Source organism: Sporolactobacillus sp. PKPK-6, from assembly GCF_056678885.1.
On the sequence record NZ_JBWXPA010000001.1, the window covers coordinates 2211612 to 2232657 of the forward strand.

A 21046-nucleotide genomic window follows, 5' to 3' on the forward strand; every position below is an offset into this window, starting at 1 on the left:
GATACTTTATCTTCTTGTCAATCCGGCAAAGCAAATCTATAATCAAGAAGTTGCAAACTTGGCAGAGTTCGAAACCCTCCTCTGCCGTACCAAAAAAACTACGGGAGTGATCAAAATGAATCAACAGCAATTGAAAGTGAACATTCCTTTCAAACTCGTTTTCTTATCAATGGTCTTTATGACCTGCCTCATTGCCGCAAATTTAGTTGCGTCAAAGCTTTTCTCCATCGGCGGTTACTCCATGACGTCGGGCATCATCATTTATCCACTCACTTTTCTTGTACTGGACAGTATTACCGAATGCTGGGGCAAACCGGTCGCCCAGAAGATCGTATGGATCGGTTTGCTCGCAAATGTTCTGTTTACCCTGCTTCTTCAGGCAGCGATTCATTTACCTGCGGCGCCTTTTTGGAAGGGGCAGGAGGCTTTTGCCGGAACACTCGGCGCGATGCCGCGTATCGTTGCCGCCTCTCTTTGCGGGTACAGCCTATCCCAAACACTTGATATCGCTTTATTCGTCGGACTAAAGAAACGGACGAAGGGAAAGATGCTCTGGCTGCGCAGTCTGGCAAGTACAGCAATCAGCCAGCTTGCTGATTCGACAGTATTCATGTTTGTCGGATTTGCAGGCATTCTGCCGGTAAGTGCCATCTTGACAACAATTGGCACTGAATATGTACTTAAATTTTCCTATGCGGTCATCGGAGTGCCGGTGATCTATTTGATCGTGCACTGGATTCGCATGCAGAAGAACGTTCGAGTGAACACAATACTAAATCAGGACTAAGAGGTGTTTGTGATGAGCGATCGAAAAAATGAAGGATTAACCCTGCTTGGGAATAAAGGGACTACCTACACGTTTGATTATGATCCGAACCTGCTGGAGACGTTTCAAAATCAGCACCCGGAGCGTGACTATTTTGTTAAATTTAACTTTCCGGAGTTTACGAGTCTTTGCCCAATCACCCATCAACCGGATTTCGCAACGCTGCATATCAGCTATGTCCCTGCGGAACGCATGGTTGAGAGCAAATCACTTAAACTCTATTTATTCAGCTTTCGTAATCATGGCGATTTTCATGAGGACTGTGTCAATAACATCGCAAATGATCTAATTCAGCTTATGGACCCGAAGTACTTAGAAGTTTGGGGGAAGTTTCTGCCTCGCGGCGGCATCAGCATTGATCCGTATGTCAATTACGGTAAAAAAGGCACACGCTGGGAGCAGGTTGCTTTTGACCGGCTGAGCAAGCATGATTTATATCCGGAACACATTGATAATCGCTAAGGACAGCTTAATATGAAGGAGCAATCAGTTGTGAAAAAAGCAGTTATTGTACTCAGTGGCGGGCTCGACAGCACAACCTGTATGAGCATTGCCAAAAGCGAGGGCTATGTTCTCTGCCCGATCACATTCCGCTATGGTCAGCGCCATCAGCGCGAAGTTGAGCAGGCGAAGAAAATTGCTGCGTTCTACGAGGTTGGGGAACATCGTATTGTCGATCTCGACTTTTTCAAACAGCTTGGCGGTAGTGCTTTGACCGATGTCTCGATTGATGTTCCTGAAGAAGGAACGGAGAAGGGGATACCGGTGACCTATGTCCCTGCACGAAATATGATTTTCTTATCACTTGCGACGGCTTATGCCGAGGTCATCGGTGCGGAAACAATTTTCACCGGTGTCTCCTCGGTTGACTACAGCGGATATCCGGATTGCCGGCCTGAATTTATTCAAAGTATGAATCAGACGATTAATCTGGCGACAAAAACAGGTGTCAGTGCGCATCATTTGACGATCAAAACACCATTGATGCACCTGACAAAAGCAGAAACCGTCCGTTTAGGAATGGATCTCGGTGCACCGTACCAACTGACGACCTCCTGCTACAATGGCGGGGAGGAAGCATGCGGGACATGTGACAGCTGCCGGTTGCGGATCAAAGGTTTTAAAGAAGCAGGATTGATTGATCCGATTCCTTATCAAATTGCAATTGACTGGATGAAATAACATAGAAATGGTGGAGAGCAGAAGCGGATTCTGCTCTTTTTTTACAAGGTAAAGTTTAGCGCTTTGACCTGTTCGCACGATGATAGGGTCATAAGAAGCTGCTTTCCAATCCGGACTTATCGGTTTGGGCGATCAAGTTAAGCGTCAAATCCGATAAATAGACGGAAAAATTACCCTTATTTAGAAAACGAACGGAAAAAGACCTTAAATAGATGGAGAAATTCCTCTTATCGAATCGAAAAACGTGAAAATGGAGGGTTTTGCTTTGCATAAGCGGAAAAATTACCCTTATTTTCCGGCGGAACACGCACGATGATGCAAATAACCGGAATATCTCCGCTTATTTCCTCTCGCCAAATTTTATTAAAGTCTAATAAGTCGTATGAGCACCATTCTCTTCTTCAAAGAACCCTTCATTTGGATACGTGACGCAGAATCGTATCACAAATAGAGGAAAGATAAAGAAAACGGATTGACAAAGGTAAGAATTTTATTAAACTAAAATTAGTTCTAATCTCTGATTCTTTTTAACCTTGCTCCTCCGCTTTTTTATTTTCTACAATTTTAAACCACAATCACTCTCTTTTTTCACGCGCATGAACATCATTAATATTAAAATCTGTCAGAAGTTCAAATGAATATGCACCAAACGTTGGTAGAGGGGGAATCCTATGGGATTTGAAGAAGAATACCAGGCCTTTTTGAGTGCTCACTCAGATGCAAGAACCGGAGAAAGGTTGCGGCGCTTACAAGAAGGTCACAATGCGGCTGAGCTGTTGTTTTTAAAGCAAGTGTGGTGGCCACTATTTTTTCACTTCAGGTACCTTCATCCAGAATATGAAGTCGATGATTTCAAAGATGGCAAAAGATATTTGGATTTTGCTTATATTCGTCCAGGCATCCGGATCTGTCTTGAGATCGACGGGTATGGCCCTCATCTAAAGAATATAAGCAGATGGCAATTTTCTGACAACCTGGAACGTCAAAACCAGTTAATCATTGACGGTTGGACTGTGATCCGCTTTTCTTATGACCAAGTTAAAGAGCAGCCTCGTCGATGCCAACAGATTGTTCAGCAAGTGATTGGCCAATGGTTGGGTGATGAACTGGGCCAGACCGCTTTGTCCATTGCCGAAAAGGAAGTACTCCGACTAGCGATTCGAAAAGGAGAAGCCATAGCCCCTAAAGAAGTCGAGAAGTATTTGAAGCTAAGTAACAAGACGGTAAAAAAAGTACTTTCTCAACTCGTCGATAAAAAGATGCTGTTTCCCGCATCTGGGATCAAGAGGGTCCGATCGTACCGTTTGGGCGATCAGGTTAAGCGTCAAATCCGATAAATAGACGGAAAAATTACCCTTATTTAGAAAACGAACGGAAAAAGACCTTAAATAGATGGAGAAATTCCTCTTATCGAATCGAAAAACGTGAAAATGGAGGGTTTTGCTTTGCATAAGCGGAAAAATTACCCTTATTTTCCGGCGGAACACGCACGATGATGCAAATAACCGGAATATCTCCGCTTATTTCCTCGTTACTTAATTAAGGAACAGAATGCTTAATGAAACAGAGGTGATGATGCAGGAACTTTCGCTACATACATAGGTCCTGTATGCAACGCGAAAGCCACCGCATCCTGCGGAAGTAAGAACTAGGCGCTTTTTTCCCTGTTTTCCTTATAGATAATCGCGACCATGCCGCAATGATTTGCCCGGTCACAAAATTCGATTCTTAAATGTGCTGCCGGTCACAACTATTTATTCGTAAATGAATTAAAATGTAAGGCAAACATTTGTCCGCACAATGCGGTTGGATGCGACAGCTGCATGGATGTAATCATTGACATAATGATGGAATTATTGAAAATGTGTTGTATCTTTAGTGCAGAAAATTGAGTATAGAGGGGGGCTCGCGCGTATGATTCGGCGACTCACAGAGAAAGACAGAGAGCTAGTTATAACATTCGCTGGTAATCGGCCGGCAGAAAACTTATTTATACTTGGAGATATTGAAGCCTTCGGTATGGAAGGCGATGCAATCACTTTGTGGGGCGATTTTAATGAACAGGGGGAACTGATTAGCATTTTGCTGCGTTATCTAGGTAATTTTATCCCCTATGCGCGTGATCCTGAACTTTTGGATGGCCGAGAGTGGGCAAAAGTGATCGTGGAGAGCGGCCAATTGAAGAACTTTTCCGGACTGCAGAATTTAGTTGAAAAAATCATGCCGCATATTGACGTGCCGATTTTAAAAAAACAGTTATGCCATTATGCGAAACGGGATACCCGGCTTCCAATTGATAAGACGCTCATACGCAAAGATGTGAAGATGCTTTTCCCTGAAGAAGCTGAGAAAGTCGTTGCGCTTCGAAATTCAATATTTACAAACTATTCCGAGACGCCATCAACATTGCAGAAGAATATGGACAAGGGTATTTCACGAACTTATTATATTGAAAGAAATAATGAGCCGGTCAGCAGTGTTTCAACAGTGGCCGAGACAGCGGGTGCGGCGATGATCGTTGGCGTCTGCACGAAAAAGGAGTATGAACATCAAGGCTTTGCAACAAGCTGTCTGATTAAAACGATCAGCGCACTTACTGCAGAACATAAACAGCCCTGCCTGTTTTACGATAATCCGGCGGCAGGACGAATTTATGAAAGGCTTGGTTTTGTACCAATTGAAAAATGGATGATGATCAAGTATTGATCTATGTGCACTGTTAAAGCTGTTCGGCAAACTGCCGACAGCCTTTTTAATTTCAACTAAAATTAAATGATTCACTAATAAAAATATGTTAATAGTGTTGTAATTGATAATGAATATCGTTATCATAAAAAAGTACATGAGCATTTGTTAAGTGAAAGGATTATTTACATAGAAGAAGCAGTAAACAGCAACATTGATCCGCTAAGGAAGAACATGCCCGCTGTTAAAAATCACCATGCCTACGAATGAATACGAAGCAAACAAAAGCTGACGCTATTCAGGTCCGGCAATAAACACGCAGATTAATTTAAATTAACGCCAGTGGAGGGAGCGAGACTTGATGGGGCTGCTGAGAACGGAAAAATTGGATATTGCTTACGGGGAGAAGAAGATTGTTGATCAGATGAATCTTGACATTCCATTTGGCAAAATCACGGCGCTGGTTGGTGCGAACGGTTCGGGAAAATCAACAATTCTTCGCACAATGGCACGATTAATGCGTCCGTCAGGCGGCAGCGTTTTCTTAGATGGAAAAAATATTCACAAACAGCCGACCAAGCAAGTTGCCAAACAACTGGCAATCCTGCCGCAACATCCGCTGACGCCTGAGGGTGTAACGGTTAGCGAATTAGTAGCTTACGGACGCTACCCCCATCAGCAGGGAATGCGACGAATCGATGATACGGATCGTCAGGTGATCGACTGGGCGGTTGAGGCCACAGGACTTTCTGAACTCGCGGACCAGGAGGTCGATAACCTGTCAGGCGGTCAAAGGCAGCGCGCATGGATCGCCATGGCTCTGGCACAGGAAACCAGCTGGCTTTTCCTGGATGAGCCGACGACATTTCTCGATATGACCTATCAGCTTGATGTTTTAAAACTGATTTCAAAGCTTAATCGTGAGGAAGGCCGGTCGGTAGTCATGGTCGTTCACGATTTAAATCATGCGGCGCGCTTTGCAGATTACATGATTGCCATTAAATCCGGAACTGTCGTCTGTGAAGGTGAGCCGCGAACAATAATAACCGAGTCTATGCTTGAACATGTCTTTGGCGTCAAAGCAGACATTATTATTGATCAGAGAACCAATCTGCCACTTTGCATTCCCTATGATACTGTTCATAATCATTCAAATAAAGGAGTTTATCAATGATCGATTTATATGATGTAACCATTATCGGTGGGGGACCGGCCGGTCTTTATACCGCCTTCTACAGCGGCATGCGGTCACTCAAGACAAAACTTATTGAAGCTAGGAATGACTTGGGCGGCGTGGTCACACATTTTTATCCTGAAAAGACGATCTATGATCTCGGCGGCATTCCCGGAATTAAAGGAGAAGCATTGGTGAGTCAGCTGCAAACACAGGCCGAAACATTCCAACCGAGAATCGTCAAAAATCAGACCATTGCACGAATGGAGAAACAAACGGACGGAACGTTTAAGTTGACCAGTACAAACGGCGATCTTCATTATACACGCAGGATCATTCTGGCAGTCGGAAGCGGGACATTTGAAGTGAATAAACTTCAATTAGAGGAAGCTGCTGATTACGAAGAAACCAGTCTGTTTTATGCAGTACGTCATCCACAGCAATTTACCGGGAAAAATGTTGTCATCTCAGGCGGAGGCAACGGGGCACTTGACTGGGCGGCAGAGCTCGCACCGATATGTAAACAGGTCACTGTTGTGTACCGAGGCGAAAAGTTCACACATGCACTTGAGCACAATATTGAACGAATGAATCAATACGCGGTTCAAGTGAACTTTGCCTGTGAAGTAACAGGACTTTCCGGTGAAAACGGCCAATTACGAAGAATAACAGTGCGTGATGCGGCAGATCAAACGCAACAAATCGAAGCAGATGCGTTGATTGTGAACCACGGTTTTCAATTGGGTCTTGGAGAGCTTGAACAATGGGGCATGGCTATTGAAAATAACGGAATTCTGGTTGATCAGCGAATGGAAACCTCGATTAAAGGCATTTTTGCGATCGGCAATGCCGCTTTATATCCGCAGAAGCTATACTTAATAGCAGCCGGATTTGTGGAAGGTCCGACAGCAGTCAACAGTGTGAAGCATGACCTGGATCCTGACGCGCCTTCGCAGGCGATGGTCAGCACCCACCATCATTTTTTCACTGAAAAGGCATAAATCAATCACATGGTTAGTTCAGATCATCGGGAGACCGGTGATTTTTTTAATTGGTACTTGTGGACTGTTTTTCTCGGAAACTGCTTGTTCAAGAATCTGTTGAAAATGATAACTCAACTTTCGCACCCCAATTTAGGTAGATAAACCTTGATATAGTTAGGTAAACCAGCCATCCATTGTACGAGTTGACTTTTAATTAATTTGTTGAGCCTCTTATTTGTCTGCTGAAGCACATCATCAAAAATTTTGAATAGATCTGCAAGCGCTGCGGCCCAATCTAATTCGTTCACCTCATCGCAGAGTTCATAGAACATGCCTCCGAGTGTGCGGTGATCGGTATGGCAGCGATTTTGCCAAGATAAGAGGATAAAACGAGAAAAGACAATGGTGGTATGGCTGATCATCAAATCATAAGATCGGCCTTGAAACTCTTTTTGAAGCTTCAGCAGGGATTTTGTGGTTTTGAAAAACACTTCTATATCCCATCGCATGCCATAAATACGAATGATCTCTTGTTCGCTTAGCGTACAATCCGTACTCAAAATGGCCAACCATTCGCTTTTCATATTGCGGTTCGACACGAAAACAACCTTTACGCTGATCCCATTGGCCATGGTGGTTTGGATGGAACGCAAAAGGGTTCGATGACCAGTGACCGGCGGGGCGGCATGGTATAACGATTTTAACCCAACCAGCTTGTTCTTCACCTGATAACGTTGATTAGTGTCCTTGACCATACCGATGACGTCCATTCCTTTTGTCCGGATGGCTTGAATCAAAGGCTGTTGGGTAAACCAGGTATCCATGAGCACATAAGAGGCTTCGATTCCGCTCTTTAATGCACGCTCAATCATAGCAGGAATCTGCTCAGGCGCTGTTTGAAGAGCTTCCATCCGCCGTTTATAGCCGGAACAGCGTTTATCAATCTTCTGAGAAATGCCGTTAATTTGTGCCTTCTTTGAACTCAGCAATGAGAAATCAATAGGCATAAATGTAGCTCCATCAGACCAGCCTAAAGTTAACATCCGGAATCCCTTATAGTACCGCATTTTTTGAGAGGCATGATCAAAACATCGGGCAAGCAGTTCAACTGTTTTACTCCGTTGTCGATAGAAAGAGGAATCATCAACGATGAGTACTTTCGGACGATGATGATCCGTCAGTGTACTTACCTTTTGAATCGTGCTCGTACTCAAAAAAAGAAGAAACCGACGCCAAGCAAACTGAGAATGATTCAGAAAACGATAAACGGCATCTTTTCCAGGATAATGGGTTGTTTTCTTACTCTCCAAAAGGCGATACCAATTTTTCTGTTCAAAGATGAGACAGAACACCAGTTGAAATAGATAGGCACACGTAAAGCCAAACGCTTTCGTAATACCTGCATGACGTAAATGTTTGAGCACACCCAACTCATCAAAAGTCACTTTTATTTCTTTTGGCAGTTGATTATTCAGACCCTTTTTCGCTATCATATAGAGGACACCTCTTCTTTTGGTAGTGTTTTCGTCAAATTCACTATACCAAAAAGGAAGGTGTCTTTCTATTTTGTCAAGATCCCTAATGAATAGCTCACAAAACAGGTTACATCAAGGATTCTCCCAGACTTTTACACTGCGAAAGTTGAGTGATAATAAAAAAATAATTTTCATGAAAATTAATTTGACACGAAAGCGTTTTTATTTTACACTGAACTCGCTCAATTAATCACCTGAACAGCCATTTGGGCACATTTTTGATTCATGAACTTCTATTTAAAACAAAGATGATATGAGCGGATCTTTTTTCATCACTCATTAATGAAAACGGTTAATAGGGGGCCTCTTAAATGGGTAAGAAGGATTACAGCCAATTAGCGATGGATATTGTCGCTAATGTCGGGGGCAAGGAGAACGTCAAGTCCTTGATCCATTGTGCGACACGGCTGCGTTTTAGGCTTAACGATCAAAGCAAGGCCAATAAGGAAATCCTTGAAGATCTGCCCAATGTACTCACAGCAGTCAGTGCCGGCGGCCAGTATCAGGTTGTTATTGGCGACGAAGTAGTGCCTGTCTATGAAGCGATCATGGAAAAATACGGTTTTAGTGCGGTGGACAGTAAATCTTCCGCGGATCAATCCGACGACGAAGAGCCTGCTCAATCGGAAAACTGGTTTGAGCGTTTTGTTGCTGTTATTTCCGGTATTTTTACACCATTTATTTCCGTTCTCGCAGGTGTCGGCGTATTGAAGGGTGTCGCGATTCTCATTGCGACATTTCATTGGCTTCCGGCAAACTCACCGATTTTTCTTATCATCAACACATTAGCAAGCGGCGTGTTCACCTTGCTGCCGATTTTTATTGCGATCACTGCTGCAGATAAGTTCAACACAAATAGATATATTGCCGTTGCTCTTGCGGCCGCGATGATTTATCCGCTTACGGACAGTCAAATTCCTAAGGTGGCTCATCTATGGGACTACGCGGTTAACTTTAAGACTTATGGCGGAGCAGTTATTCCGACGATTCTTGCCATTTGGCTGGAAAGTCATGTTGAGCGCTGGTTTAAAAAACATTTGCCTGCAGTGATGCAGCTCGTCTTCGTTCCTTTTCTCACGTTGATTGTTGCCGGCCTGCTGACATTCTTAGTGATCGGCCCGCTCGGGACAGCTCTTGGAACGGGTTTAGCATACGGCTATAAATTTCTATATGAATTAAGCCCGCTGATTGCCGGAGGTATTCTGGGTGCAACCTTCCAGATCTTTGTTATTTTCGGCTTGCACTGGGGCATTTTGCCGATATCGATGATCAATGTTCAAACGTATGGTTACGATACGCTGCTTGCAGTTATGCTGGTTGCCGTCGCCGGACAGTTCGGTGCGGTTGCCGGATCGATCTTTAAGGCGAAAAAAATGAAGAACAGAGAAATTGCCATTTCGGCCGCAATCAGCGGATTTTTCGGAATTACTGAACCGGCCATCTACGGCATTAACTTAAAATATAAAAAAGGCTTTATTTTCGGGCTTGTCGGCGGTGCGCTTGGCGGTGCCGTAGTCAGTGCGGCCGGTGTGAAATGTTTTAGCTATACACCGATTATGAACATTTTTGAGATGCCGCTTTTCATTGGTAAAAATTCGAGTATTGTTTGGGCAAGCATCGGCTTTGTTGTTGCTCTGCTCAGTTCATTTCTGCTTGTCCTCATCTTTGGATTTAACGAGAACAACACGGAGAAATTATTTGCGAAGGTGACTTCCGGAAAGAAGAGTCTTACTGAGAAAAAAACGGCTAAACTCGGATTGGACGATCAGGATGAGGCGGCTGCTGCCGTTGAATCAGCAGGTCCAGAGATCGATACATCAAAATTAACCTTAGTTGATACGGTCTTCAGTCCAATTGTGGGTCAACCGGTACCGCTTGCGAAGGTCAATGATCCGGTTTTCAGTTCCGGAGCGATGGGTGCGGGAATCGGAGTGATTCCGGCAAACGGCACATGCGTATCTCCGGTCGACGGTGAAGTGACCGTGGCGTTTCCAACAGGGCACGCTTACGGAATTAAAGCCGAATCTGGTGCAGAGCTTCTGATCCACATTGGCATTAATACGGTTGAACTCAAAGGTGAACATTTTGCTCCAAAGGTTGAAGCTGGGGCAAAGGTAAAAAAAGGCGATGTTCTGGTAGTCTTTGATCCGGACAAAATTAAAGAAGCCGGTTATGATACGACGACCATGATTTTGGTTACCAATACAAATGAGTATGAAGCTGTTGTTCCTGAAACGAGAAAACCAGCGTCTTCAGAAGAAGCGTTGATTCGGATCTATAAATAAGTAATAAAAGCAAACAAAACCCGTGAGCCAAATCGGTTCACGGGTTTTGTATTCTATTTATTTTCAAGCCGGATCCGGTGCTGGTCCGGATTTTAAAGCCTCATCTTTAGCCGTTTTTCCTGCCCAATAAGAGGCAAGCATGGGCCCGGCAATATTTTGCCAAACACTGAACAGAGTGCCGGGCACGGCTGCAGCCGGAGAGAAGAAGAGCAGAGCAAGCGAAAGACCGAGTGCGGAATTTTGAGTAGAAACCTCAAAGGTAATCGCCTGTTTTTTGACCTGGTTGACGCCGAACAGTTTGCCGACAAGAAAGCCGAGCGCTGTGCCAAGCACATTAATGAGTATAACAACCGGGATCAGGACGAGCATTTCCGGTGCAAACAGACGCGCACTGTTTGCCGCTACAACACCACCAATGATCAGAAGAATGGCTGATGTTGAGACAAGCGGAAGAGCGGCAGTTGCTTTTGCAATTCTTTCTCCCAGAAAGGCATTTACGGCAAGGCCGAGAACGACCGGCAGAACAACAACTTCAAGCACGTTAATAAACAATGAGAGAACAGGGATGCTCACCCAATGTCCTGCTAGTAAGAGCAGAAGAACAGGGAGCAGTACCGGAGCGATGAATGTTGTCATTGTACCGATTGAAACACCAAGTGCGACATCTCCTTTGGATAGGTAGCACATGACATTCGCAGCCGTTCCGCTTGGACAGCAGCCGACGAGAATAACTCCGGCTGCGACCGCATCGGGCAGCTGAAAAATGGCGCAAACAGCAAATGAGCAGACAGGCATGATCAGATAGTGAGCGATGACGCCAAGAGTTACTTCTTTCGGCGCCTTGAACACGCCTGAGAAATCGGATCGTTTAAGTGTCATACCCATCCCGAACATGACAACACCAAGCAAGTAAGGAACATAAGGAACGACCCATGCGGCAAGACTTGGGTGAAAATAGGCAATGGTGGCAGCGGCGAGAACAAACCATATAAATTGAGCGCTTAAAAAGGCGCCGATTCTAGAGATTGTCTTCAATGAAAATACATCCCTTCTGTTTTCGTCTGTTTTTGGTCACTCAGAAACTTACGTACCAAGAATTGCTTTTTTCCGTCAAAATCGTCCCCAGACACTCCTTTCCCTTTGCTAAAAAAGTCCCCGTTTGCTGTGAACGGGGACTTTTTCCGAACCCCTTATTGCGATGAAAACCCAGTCATACGTAATTTAGTCAACGAATGCCTTGATTCTTAGGGAATCAAACAATTTTGGCTTGTATCTGATTGGGCGGATCCGGTAAAACTTTTAAAGAATAAATTTGGTGCTAGGAATATAGCATTTGCGAAAGACAAAGTCAACGCAATTTAGCATATTCTGAACAAACTGTCTTTATCCTTGCTAGGCCATCAAAATTATAGGGCGTTTCATTACACCGATTATTGTGTTGTGACAGCATCAACCTTTGGTGCTGTTTTCTCAGCCTTTTGTTTTCCGGCCCAATAAGAAGCGAGCAGAGAACCAGACATGTTGTGCCAGATACTGAACAGTGTTGCAGGTATTGCGGCGGCAGGCGAGAAGAACGCCATGGCAAGAGCGACACCAAGTGCTGAATTCTGCATACCGACTTCAAATGTAATTGCCCGGCTCTTCGGGTGATTCATGCCGAGCAGGCGGCTGAAGAAGAAGCCTAATGCGTAGCCAAGCAGATTATGAAGCATGACAACAGGTATAATGATTAATGTACCGGCGGTCAGCAAATCGCCGTTTTTATTTGAAGCTGCAACCACACCGCCTGCGATCAGAATAATAGCAACCGTTGATACGAGCGGTAACGCTTCTGTTACCTTGTGTACTTTTTTGCCAAAGAAGGTATTGACAAGAACGCCGAGAACGATCGGCACGATGACGATTTCAACGACGCTTACGAAAAGCGAGGTGGTCGGGATTTTAACCCAATGTCCTGCAAGCAGCCAAAGAATAAAAGGCAGCATGACCGGCGCAATTAATGTGGACACTGCGCCAATTGAGACACCAAGCGCGACATCACCCTTTGCAAGGAAACACATAACGTTGGACGCCGTTCCACTTGGGCAGCAGCCGACAAGGATTACGCCGACAGCGACCGCGGGCGGCAGTTGAAATGCAAAGCAAAGTGCAAAGGCAATGAGCGGCATGATTAAGTAGTGTGCGCAGACACCGATGATGACATCCTTTGGACGCTTAAATACAGCGGCAAAATCGGATCTTTTCAGAGTCATGCCCATCCCGAACATGATGATGCCGAGTAGGTAATTGACATATGGGAGCACCCATGTGATGACGCCTGGCTGAAAATAGCTGACAGCTGCGGCAGCTAACACGAATAGTGAAAAATATTTACCTAAAAATTGTCCTGTAGCGACAATAGCCTTCATTATTAAAACATCCTCTCTGTTTTCGTGCATCCTTTATATTTTTTAGCTGATAATCCTCTGTTTTTTTTTAAGATTATCGCTTCTGTTTATTTGACCGGTTGTTTTTCTTTTTCTGTTGTACCGGCTTCAGACCAAGCTTCAGGCAGTCGCATCACGCCGCCGGTATGCGCAGAGGTGACGAGTGCAGCGTAACGTGCAAGATAACCGGAACGGACCTTAGGAACAAACGGCTTTAATGTTTGGCGACGCTCTGCCAGTTCTTCATCGGTCACATCAAGATGTACCGTGCGGTTGGTCAGATCGATCGTAATGGTGTCGCCGTCCTTGACAAGAGCAATTGGCCCGCCGGATGCAGCTTCCGGAGATACATGACCGACGGAAATACCGCGCGTTGCACCGGAAAAACGTCCGTCGGTTAGTAAAGCGACATCTTTTCCAAGACCGCGTCCGACAATTGATGAGGTCGGTGCCAGCATCTCAGGCATGCCCGGACCGCCTTTTGGTCCTTCATAACGGATGACGACAACATGACCTTTGCGCACGGTGTGGTTGTCAATCGCTTCGACGGCCTCATCGTGGGAATTAAAGCAGATTGCTTTTCCTGTGAACGTTTTTACAGAAGGGTCAACACCGCCGACTTTGATCACGGCGCCTTTTGGCGCGACATTGCCAAAGAGAACGGACAGGCCGCCGTTTTTGCTGTAGGCATCTTCCAGCGGATGAATGACCTTAGGATTCTTGATTTTTGCCTCAGCCACATTTTCTCTGAGCGTTTGACCGGATACTGTGATGCGGTCGGGATGGATAACATGGCCCATATCAACCAGTGTCTTGATGATAGCCGAGATGCCTCCGGCTTCATGCACATCCTGCATTGAGAACGCTGAGCTCGGGGCAATTTTCGCCAAGTACGGAACCTTTTTTGCAACCTCGTTGATTCGATTGAGGTCATAATCGATACCTGATTCAGAGGCTACGGCAAGCATGTGGAGGACGGTATTTGTCGATCCGCCCATAGCCATATCAAGGGCAAAAGCATCGTCGATTGCTTCCGGGGTAATGATGTCACGCGGACGAATGTCTTTTTTTATGAGCTCCATGAGCTTGGACGCGGATTGACGAATTAAGTCGCGCCTTTCCTCAGAAACGGCGAGAGCGGTTCCGTTGCCGGGAAGCGCGACGCCGACCATTTCCATCAGGCAGTTCATGGAATTGGCCGTAAACATGCCGGCGCACGATCCGCAGGTCGGACAGGCAGAGGCTTCGATATCTAAGAATTGATCCTTTGTTATCTGTCCCTCTTTAAATGCGCCAACGCTTTCGAAGACCGAGGATAAAGTCAGTGCCTTGCCTTGAGCAGACAGTCCCGCCTTCATGGGCCCGCCGGAACAGAAAATTGATGGTACATTGGTGCGAACAGCCGCCAGCATCATGCCTGGTGTGATTTTGTCACAGTTAGGGATGTAGAACACACCGTCAAACCAGTGAGCGTTGATCATTGTTTCTGCCGCATCTGCAATTAGTTCGCGACTGGGGAGCGAGTAGCGCATGCCGATATGGCCCATGGCGATGCCGTCATCGACACCGATGGTATTAAATTCAAATGGAATTCCGCCTGCTTCTCGAATGGCTTCTTTTGCTACATCGGCAAGTTCGCGAAGATGGACATGCCCCGGAACGATATCCACATAGGAATTGCATACCGCAATAAAGGGTTTGTGCATATCCTCTTCATTCCTTACGACGCCTGTAGCCCTGAGCAGGCTTCTTGCAGGAGCACGATCCACGCCTTTCTTGATTTCATCGCTTCTCAATCTCTCTCATCCTTTCTGTTTTTGGAAATTGCCGAATAAAAAACTCCCATTCAAGATGAATGGGAGTTCTGTCCGACTCCCACCTACGCCAAGGAGGACCCGGACAATCGATTGAATTTTTTCAACGATTGCCAAGGCCCTAGGTAATAATCAAGACTCGTAGGTAGGATAGAAATGACATAGTGATCAACCTCTTAAATATTAAGAAATTTTGTACAACAAAATATAACACTAGCGAAATGATCCGTCAACATCATTTTTGTTGAAACTGCTTTTCATATGCAAAGGGAATTCGGACAATAATTGTTAAAAGGATGAACGGGATAGGTGCTGATGGAGGAACGAAACTGATCAAAATAGATGCAATTTTTTTGCAGGTAAGGCACATCTTAGACGAATTAATTTTTCACTTTCGTTGTTTCAAATTCTATTTACTTTTATACTGGAAAGATATAAGCAGTACTGATGAGCATATAATCTGTTCGGGCAAAATGGTGGACGGCGGGAGGCTGTTTCTTGAAACTAATCGTTAATCTAATAAAATTATTTGCTGGCCTTTTTTTATTCGCACTTGGGGCGGTATGTACCATTAACGCTAATTTAGGTCTGCAGCCATGGGACGTGCTCCATCAAGGACTTTCAAGAACCTTTCCCATAACAATCGGCTTGGCCAATATTTTCGTAGCCTTTATTATTGTCATCTTGAACAGAATACTCGGAGAAAAAATCGGTTTCGGTACATTGGCGAACATGCTGTTTATCGGATTATTTATGGATATGCTGATGCTCGGCCACCTCGTTCCAACTGCCTCTCATTTTGTCGAGCAGCTGTTGATGGTTCTTATCGGTTTGGCCATTATCAGCTTAGGAACCTATTTGTACATAAGCGCAGGGTTTGGTGCTGGGCCAAGAGATGGTCTTATGGTTGTTGTGGCTCGCAAAACACATCAATCCGTGCGTTTGATTCGAACGGTGAATGAAGGGGTGGCGCTGATTATCGGCTGGCTGCTTGGCGGTTCTGTTGGTATCGGTACAGTGGTCATGGTGTCACTGATCGGTATTTTTGTACAGGCGACCTTCAAGCTCTTCCGATTTGACGTGAAAAATGTTCATCATATCTATTTGGATCGCCACATGTTCACCAGAATTTTCAGCAAAAAAGAACCGATGAATGGAGGAACAAATCAACATGGTCTTTGATACACACAATCATACCCGTTTTTCATTTGACGCGGAAATGGATATTGAGGAAGCGCTCAAGAAAGCTTCCCGCTATGCTATGAATTTGGTAGTTACAGAACACTATGATTTAAATGAACGCCAGGATGATGGCACTCCGGTTGATTTTGAGATTAAGCAATATTTCGATACCTACTCAGCTTACAGAGGCGAGCATCTTCTACTGGGCATTGAGCTTGGTTTGGACAATCGTCCCGACTATGTCGCACGCAATCGTGCAATTATCGAAGCTCATCCGTTTGATATGGTTATCGGTTCCGTGCATAATCTGCAGGACTTTGACCTTTATACGGACCGCGCGAAGAATTTTCTAAGCAAACAGGACTTCTTTACGCAGTATCTGATCTATGCCGAGCACACGATCCATCGCAATCCATATATCGATACATTTGCTCATATTGATTACCCGTGCCGCTACCTGAATTATTCCGACAATGTGCTTCGTTATGAAGATTTCCCGCTTTTAATCGATAATTTTCTCAGCACGCTGATTGAAAACGATATTTGTCTTGAAATCAATCTTCGTCTGATTGATCAGAGCGGTTTTCGTGAGGGGCTCGAAAGCATCGTCCGCCGCTATCGAGAATTAGGCGGCCAGTATGTAACCATTGGCGGCGACAACCATTCTCCGGACACCATTGGCATCAAGTACCCGCTTGGCGCAGCGATGGCCAAAGAATATAGTCTGACCCCTGTTTATTTTAAAAACAGGAAACGAATGGTCGATGAACCGATGAGCTGATTATGAAGTGCTTCGGTGAATACTCTGTTTTCATTTTCTGTCCAATCAAGTTATAATGATCGCAGTACATCGTGATTGACTGGGACGAGGATCCTGTCTGCACGAGCTGCAAATAGGACGTGATGGTGTTGACCCGCTCATTTCAGAAATTGAATGAAGAAAAGGTGTTTAAGGATCCGGTACATCGCTATATTCATGTTCGTGATCGATTGATTTGGGATCTGATCGGAACACCGGAATTTCAACGCTTAAGGCGAATTCGACAGCTCGGTACGACATTTCTGACGTTTCACGGAGCAGAACACAGTCGTTTCGGTCATTCACTGGGCGTTTATGAAATTGCGAGACGTGTCATCGATATTTTTAAATACAGGAATCATTGGGATGATTCGGAGACGATGATCGCTCTTTGCGCGGCGCTTCTTCATGATGTGGGCCATGGGCCTTTTTCCCATTCCTTTGAGAAAGTGTTTGGAACGAACCATGAAGAATACACGCAAAAAATAATCCTGGGCGATACGGAAATACATCGTTTGCTAGAAGAGCAGGGCGAAGGATTTGCTGAAAAAGTTGCCGATGTGATTGGCAAAACGTATCCCAATCGACTCGTTGTCAGTTTGATTTCCAGTCAGATTGATGCTGACCGTATGGACTATCTGCTTCGTGATGCCTATTTCACCGGTGTGAGCTACGGCCATTTTGACATGGAACGTATTTGGCGCGTGATGCGCACGCAGGATGACCAAATTGTTTTTAAATTTTCGGGGATGCATGCAGTAGAAGATTATATCATGAGTCGTTACCAGATGTATTGGCAGGTCTATTTCCATCCGGTGACGCGCAGCGCAGAAGTTATTCTCACACAAATTCTCCACCGAGCAAAAGTGCTGTATCATGAGGGATTTCGTTTTAAATATGCGCCGTATCCGTTGATAAAGATCTTTAAAGGGGAAATGACGCTCAAAGACTATCTGAAACTGGACGAGTCTGTGATCCTTTACTTTTTTCAGGCTTGGCAGGAGGAGAAAGATCCGATTCTCAGCGATTTGTGCTTCCGTTTCATGAATCGCCGATTGTTTAAATATGTAGAGTTTACACCTTCATTGATCGAATCTAAGGATCAGCTTGCAGGAGCTTTTCGAGACGCAGGAATTGATCCAGACTACTATTTGGAGATTGATTCATCGTCGAATTCACCTTATGATCTCTATCGGCCGGGTGAAGAAGGGGAGCGTCAGCCGATTCAATTGCTCATGCCGGACGGAACACTTCATGAACTGTCTCAAGAATCCGATGTTGTCGGATCAATTACCGGCAAGCGGCGTACCGACGTCAAATTGTATTATCCGAAGGATCGAGTGTTTGATTTGCCGGAGCACTCGCCATATAGAGAACGGATACAAGAAATTTTAGGCATCTAAGAAGCTGCATACAAGGTCATGTGTTAAAAAAAGAGATCATGTTACATGGGGGAAAATGAAACATGTTGGAAGACCACGCAAAAATTGCTGCATTAATTAATCAAACAGGTGGAATCTCCGGACGTAAAAAACTTCAAAAAGCGGTCTATATCTTTCAAAGGCTTGGCTATCCTTTTCAGCAGATTTTTCACTTTCACTTCAGCGGACCTTATTCAGAAGAATTGTCGATTCAGCTTGAGGAATTATGTGATTTCGGATTTTTAATCGAAGATCGAGAGGATCGTAACGAAGAGGAAGAGACGTGCTTTTATCGGCTCTCAGAAGCCGGTGAAGGATTTTTGACTCATTATAAAAATGTATTGCCGACTGTGCGCAGGCTCACGGAGCAAGTCATGAACCAAAATACTTGGTTCCTGGAAGCGGTTGCCATTCTGCTTTACTTCGATTATCTGCCTCGAATTGAGGCTATCGAAAAAGCAAAGGCATTGAATAATGAATCAGTGGGGGAAAATTTGGAGCATGTGCTTGCCTTCATTGATGAACTTCACATGCTCCAATCTATTGAAATGCCCGTTTCACAATAAAACGGCGACAACTTTTGCTTGGCATGAAAATACAGAGAAAAAAGAAACTCGATTAAATACAGGCGGATGGCAAAAAGCCATCCGCCTGTTTAGGTTAATTCAGTTCGTCGAGTTGATTCAGTAGCTGCTTGAGTGCTTTAAGATCCTCTACATTCAGTGTAATACCTTTGCCCATTTTCTCTCCGTCCGGAGCCCAATCGCGCAAGTCGTATTTTGGTGCGCGTCCGTTCCAACTGATCATGTTCAGCTGTTTCGACCAACCGCTTGATGATTCGGTCAATTGTCCGATCTTCTTAACGATTTCAAACTGGATGCTGCTCATTTCCATATCCCCCAACGCGTAATGGTTCAATCAGGCAGACAAAGTGCTGCTGTTATAAAAGAATAAAATGCTCATGAAACCAAGACCCGCCGCTTAAAAGTTCATTGCTGTCGGCGATAATATGCGGCTCGCCCTCTTCGTCTTGCGTGATCAAATGGCCTTCGGTGTCTTGCTCAGCCATGTAAAAATTATTTACCTTAAAAAGCAGCCGTGTTTCAAAAAAATCAATGGGTACTTCAACCGTTTCTCCATACACACTTTTGATGCATCTCACCAAGATCATGCTTTACGAATCCTCCAGAAAACAAACATAGCTATGCCCGATAAGCTGGCAAACATACTGCGGCAAAACGCCTGAGTATGAGAAGGCTTCTCCGCATTCCGGGACACTCCTTCATTTAGAATAAGGGTTGTATCCGTATTTGGCAATGACTGAGATATCTGATCGTAAATGAGTTCGTGTGAGTTATCGGCATGAACGTGAAGGATTCAAGTACGCGTCTTTCATGCGCTTAGCCCAGCTCATGGGTGCCGACGGATCGTTCGCATATTCAGAACGAACGCGTGCTGCATAACTCAGCTGTTCATTGTTCCAGCGGGCTTCCGCATCGTGAAGTGCTTTTGCATAAACGGGCAATAAGCTGTGTTCATTGATGAACGTTCGCAATGCGTCAAACACGGCGTCCATTCTGCTGACAAATTGACTGGAAACGTGGATGTGTGCTGCTTCATCCGATAACGCTTCCGCATCTTTTTGATCGGCTATAGTAAATGCGTCATAGTCAAGATGCGCACACCAAAGCAAATAAAGATGCATTAAATAAAGATCGTTTAGATTAATGCCTGTTCGATAAAGAGGGTTGAGATCAGCAATCCGTAACTCGACACGGCTGGCGTTTGGGCGGTTCGTAAGATCTTCAAAGCCATCTCCTTTAATCCGGACGAGTTGATAGAGTTCGCGAGGACTTTCAATCAGCCCTTGTTCAACAGCAGACCGGAGTGATTGAATGTATGCCTCCGGACTTGAATAATCAGGGTACACAGGATCAATATTTTTGTAGCCGTGTGCGCTTAGTCTCACCGATCGGTAACAGACAGACCCAATCTTTTCCGGGCTCGCCGCAAGCAGATGGACGAGAAAATAGCGATGACGGAGCGCAGCGGCGACAAGATTAAGATAGAAACGGCTGCGAGCGTCCGGACCTGCAAATAGATGTTCCGGAAAAGAAAAATTAAAATGAATACCGCAATAGAGTTGTTTCTTGCGTCCGTATTTCTTTGAAAGATAGATCCGATAGTCTGTTTTATCCTTGCCTTCCGATCCGAAATCAGCGATCGGAATCTGCTCTTCGGGTGGAAGCTGGGAAGGGGGAGCGCTCAGCGGCCAAAGCAGCTCATCACCAATACCTGCATAGACCGTTTTGGTCAATCGTTCTTCAAGGGCGAGCATTTCCTCAATGGACGATGCAACCGGCGTGACTAATTCAATTTGACTCTCTGAAAAATCAGTTGTGATCTCAGAATTGGTCAGCTTGCTGCCGAACACATGCGGATGCGGGGTCAGCGCAAGTGAGCCGCTTTTATCAATTCTCAAGTTCTCGCGCTCCAAGCCGAATTGTCCGCAGGCAGATAATTTAGCAATAGCGAATGGCCTTTTCATGCGCATAGTATTCCCTCTCATTCTTTAGTAAGCCTTTATGGTGTTATACTACTTTCGAGTCTATAGGATGCGGCATCATGATTCAATAATTTCGATTGGTGCGCCGCTACCTTTCTCAACACCCAGTTTATAATATATCTTAAATAATGCTTCAGCAGTGAAAAAGGTGTCCGGTCATGGTGCATT

19 protein-coding genes are annotated in these 21046 nt (G+C 44.9%); 12 read left to right on the forward strand and 7 right to left on the reverse strand.

The window, feature by feature from the left end:
* Positions 1-115 precede the first annotated feature (115 nt).
* From AC1MBV_RS10715 to AC1MBV_RS10745, 7 genes are all read left to right on the forward strand, one after another.
* On the forward strand, positions 116-787 hold the full coding sequence (locus tag AC1MBV_RS10715; protein ID WP_255748747.1) for a queuosine precursor transporter: 672 nt from the start codon (positions 116-118) through the stop codon (positions 785-787).
* A 12-nt stretch (positions 788-799) separates the two neighbouring features.
* Complete coding sequence (gene queF / locus AC1MBV_RS10720) at positions 800-1288, forward strand: preQ(1) synthase (RefSeq protein WP_480948228.1); 489 nt, start codon at positions 800-802, stop codon at positions 1286-1288.
* Positions 1289-1318: 30 nt separating this feature from the next.
* Positions 1319-2008, forward strand: coding sequence for a 7-cyano-7-deazaguanine synthase QueC (gene queC, locus AC1MBV_RS10725; protein WP_480948229.1), 690 nt, complete (start codon positions 1319-1321; stop codon positions 2006-2008).
* 671 nt (positions 2009-2679) lie between these two features.
* The gene (locus tag AC1MBV_RS10730) at positions 2680-3345 is read left to right on the forward strand and encodes a DNA-binding response regulator (protein WP_255748751.1); all 666 of its coding nucleotides are present in this window, start codon (positions 2680-2682) and stop codon (positions 3343-3345) included.
* A gap of 577 nt (positions 3346-3922) precedes the next feature.
* On the forward strand, positions 3923-4714 hold the full coding sequence (locus AC1MBV_RS10735; protein ID WP_255748752.1) for a GNAT family N-acetyltransferase: 792 nt from the start codon (positions 3923-3925) through the stop codon (positions 4712-4714).
* Positions 4715-5054: 340 nt separating this feature from the next.
* The gene (locus AC1MBV_RS10740; RefSeq protein ID WP_255748753.1) at positions 5055-5867 is read left to right on the forward strand and encodes an ABC transporter ATP-binding protein; all 813 of its coding nucleotides are present in this window, start codon (positions 5055-5057) and stop codon (positions 5865-5867) included.
* Positions 5864-6868, forward strand: a complete 1005-nt coding sequence (locus AC1MBV_RS10745) for an NAD(P)/FAD-dependent oxidoreductase (protein WP_480948230.1) — start codon at positions 5864-5866, stop codon at positions 6866-6868. Before AC1MBV_RS10740 ends, AC1MBV_RS10745 begins: the two co-directional genes overlap by 4 nt.
* 113 nt (positions 6869-6981) lie before the next feature.
* Here AC1MBV_RS10745 and AC1MBV_RS10750 read toward each other — a convergent pair whose 3' ends face one another.
* Entirely contained in the window at positions 6982-8343 is a 1362-nt protein-coding gene (locus AC1MBV_RS10750) for an IS4 family transposase (RefSeq protein WP_480948231.1), read from the reverse strand.
* A gap of 353 nt (positions 8344-8696) precedes the next feature.
* On the opposite strand from AC1MBV_RS10750, the gene AC1MBV_RS10755 reads away from it, so the two are divergent.
* Positions 8697-10670 carry a beta-glucoside-specific PTS transporter subunit IIABC gene (locus tag AC1MBV_RS10755; RefSeq protein ID WP_255748755.1) on the forward strand — a complete coding sequence of 658 codons (1974 nt, stop codon included), beginning with the start codon at positions 8697-8699 and terminating at the stop codon, positions 10668-10670.
* A 63-nt stretch (positions 10671-10733) separates the two neighbouring features.
* On the opposite strand, the gene AC1MBV_RS10760 is transcribed toward AC1MBV_RS10755, so the two are convergent.
* The 3 genes from AC1MBV_RS10760 to ilvD all read right to left on the reverse strand — a co-directional run bounded on the left by AC1MBV_RS10760 (position 10734) and on the right by ilvD (position 14892).
* A complete protein-coding gene (locus tag AC1MBV_RS10760; protein ID WP_255748756.1) occupies positions 10734-11705 on the reverse strand; it encodes a bile acid:sodium symporter family protein in 972 nt (323 codons plus the stop codon).
* Between the two features lie 395 nt (positions 11706-12100).
* The gene (locus tag AC1MBV_RS10765) at positions 12101-13078 is read right to left on the reverse strand and encodes a bile acid:sodium symporter family protein (protein ID WP_480948285.1); all 978 of its coding nucleotides are present in this window, start codon (positions 13076-13078) and stop codon (positions 12101-12103) included.
* An 86-nt stretch (positions 13079-13164) separates the two neighbouring features.
* Entirely contained in the window at positions 13165-14892 is a 1728-nt protein-coding gene (ilvD, locus tag AC1MBV_RS10770; RefSeq protein ID WP_255748758.1) for a dihydroxy-acid dehydratase, read from the reverse strand.
* A 516-nt stretch (positions 14893-15408) separates the two neighbouring features.
* On the opposite strand from ilvD, the gene AC1MBV_RS10775 reads away from it, so the two are divergent.
* The 4 genes from AC1MBV_RS10775 to AC1MBV_RS10790 all read left to right on the forward strand — a co-directional run bounded on the left by AC1MBV_RS10775 (position 15409) and on the right by AC1MBV_RS10790 (position 18878).
* On the forward strand, positions 15409-16092 hold the full coding sequence (locus tag AC1MBV_RS10775) for a YczE/YyaS/YitT family protein (protein WP_255748759.1): 684 nt from the start codon (positions 15409-15411) through the stop codon (positions 16090-16092).
* Positions 16064-16873 carry a PHP domain-containing protein gene (locus tag AC1MBV_RS10780; RefSeq protein ID WP_480948232.1) on the forward strand — a complete coding sequence of 270 codons (810 nt, stop codon included), beginning with the start codon at positions 16064-16066 and terminating at the stop codon, positions 16871-16873. The genes AC1MBV_RS10775 and AC1MBV_RS10780 overlap by 29 nt, the downstream gene beginning before the upstream one ends.
* Positions 16874-16995: 122 nt before the next feature.
* Positions 16996-18294, forward strand: coding sequence for an HD domain-containing protein (locus AC1MBV_RS10785; protein WP_255748831.1), 1299 nt, complete (start codon positions 16996-16998; stop codon positions 18292-18294).
* A 62-nt stretch (positions 18295-18356) separates the two neighbouring features.
* Positions 18357-18878, forward strand: a complete 522-nt coding sequence (locus tag AC1MBV_RS10790) for a YwgA family protein (RefSeq protein WP_255748761.1) — start codon at positions 18357-18359, stop codon at positions 18876-18878.
* Between the two features lie 94 nt (positions 18879-18972).
* On the opposite strand, the gene AC1MBV_RS10795 is transcribed toward AC1MBV_RS10790, so the two are convergent.
* The 3 genes from AC1MBV_RS10795 to AC1MBV_RS10805 form a co-directional block, all read right to left on the reverse strand.
* Positions 18973-19200 carry a YdbC family protein gene (locus tag AC1MBV_RS10795; RefSeq protein ID WP_255748762.1) on the reverse strand — a complete coding sequence of 76 codons (228 nt, stop codon included), beginning with the start codon at positions 19198-19200 and terminating at the stop codon, positions 18973-18975.
* 52 nt (positions 19201-19252) lie between these two features.
* Positions 19253-19483 (reverse strand): hypothetical protein, encoded by a 231-nt coding sequence (locus AC1MBV_RS10800; RefSeq protein WP_255748763.1) that lies wholly within the window; start codon positions 19481-19483, stop codon positions 19253-19255.
* 183 nt (positions 19484-19666) lie between these two features.
* On the reverse strand, positions 19667-20866 hold the full coding sequence (locus tag AC1MBV_RS10805) for a glutathione synthase (protein ID WP_480948233.1): 1200 nt from the start codon (positions 20864-20866) through the stop codon (positions 19667-19669).
* Positions 20867-21046: the final 180 nt, after the last annotated feature.

Excerpts from the sequence above, each read along its gene's own strand:
- AC1MBV_RS10730 (WP_255748751.1), top strand. The coding sequence starts at position 2,680 with ATGGGATTTGAAGAAGAATACCAGGCCTTTTTGAGTGCTCACTCAGAT.
- AC1MBV_RS10715 (WP_255748747.1), top strand. The coding sequence starts at position 116 with ATGAATCAACAGCAATTGAAAGTGAACATTCCTTTCAAACTCGTTTTC.
- AC1MBV_RS10740 (WP_255748753.1), top strand. The coding sequence starts at position 5,055 with ATGGGGCTGCTGAGAACGGAAAAATTGGATATTGCTTACGGGGAGAAG.
- AC1MBV_RS10765 (WP_480948285.1), bottom strand. The coding sequence starts at position 13,078 with ATGAAGGCTATTGTCGCTACAGGACAATTTTTAGGTAAATATTTTTCA.
- AC1MBV_RS10805 (WP_480948233.1), bottom strand. The coding sequence starts at position 20,866 with ATGCGCATGAAAAGGCCATTCGCTATTGCTAAATTATCTGCCTGCGGA.
- queF (WP_480948228.1), top strand. The coding sequence starts at position 800 with ATGAGCGATCGAAAAAATGAAGGATTAACCCTGCTTGGGAATAAAGGG.
- AC1MBV_RS10785 (WP_255748831.1), top strand. The coding sequence starts at position 16,996 with ATGGTGTTGACCCGCTCATTTCAGAAATTGAATGAAGAAAAGGTGTTT.
- AC1MBV_RS10745 (WP_480948230.1), top strand. The coding sequence starts at position 5,864 with ATGATCGATTTATATGATGTAACCATTATCGGTGGGGGACCGGCCGGT.
- AC1MBV_RS10790 (WP_255748761.1), top strand. The coding sequence starts at position 18,357 with ATGTTGGAAGACCACGCAAAAATTGCTGCATTAATTAATCAAACAGGT.
- AC1MBV_RS10795 (WP_255748762.1), bottom strand. The coding sequence starts at position 19,200 with ATGAGCAGCATCCAGTTTGAAATCGTTAAGAAGATCGGACAATTGACC.
- AC1MBV_RS10750 (WP_480948231.1), bottom strand. The coding sequence starts at position 8,343 with ATGATAGCGAAAAAGGGTCTGAATAATCAACTGCCAAAAGAAATAAAA.
- AC1MBV_RS10800 (WP_255748763.1), bottom strand. The coding sequence starts at position 19,483 with ATGATCTTGGTGAGATGCATCAAAAGTGTGTATGGAGAAACGGTTGAA.
- AC1MBV_RS10755 (WP_255748755.1), top strand. The coding sequence starts at position 8,697 with ATGGGTAAGAAGGATTACAGCCAATTAGCGATGGATATTGTCGCTAAT.
- AC1MBV_RS10735 (WP_255748752.1), top strand. The coding sequence starts at position 3,923 with ATGATTCGGCGACTCACAGAGAAAGACAGAGAGCTAGTTATAACATTC.
- AC1MBV_RS10780 (WP_480948232.1), top strand. The coding sequence starts at position 16,064 with ATGGAGGAACAAATCAACATGGTCTTTGATACACACAATCATACCCGT.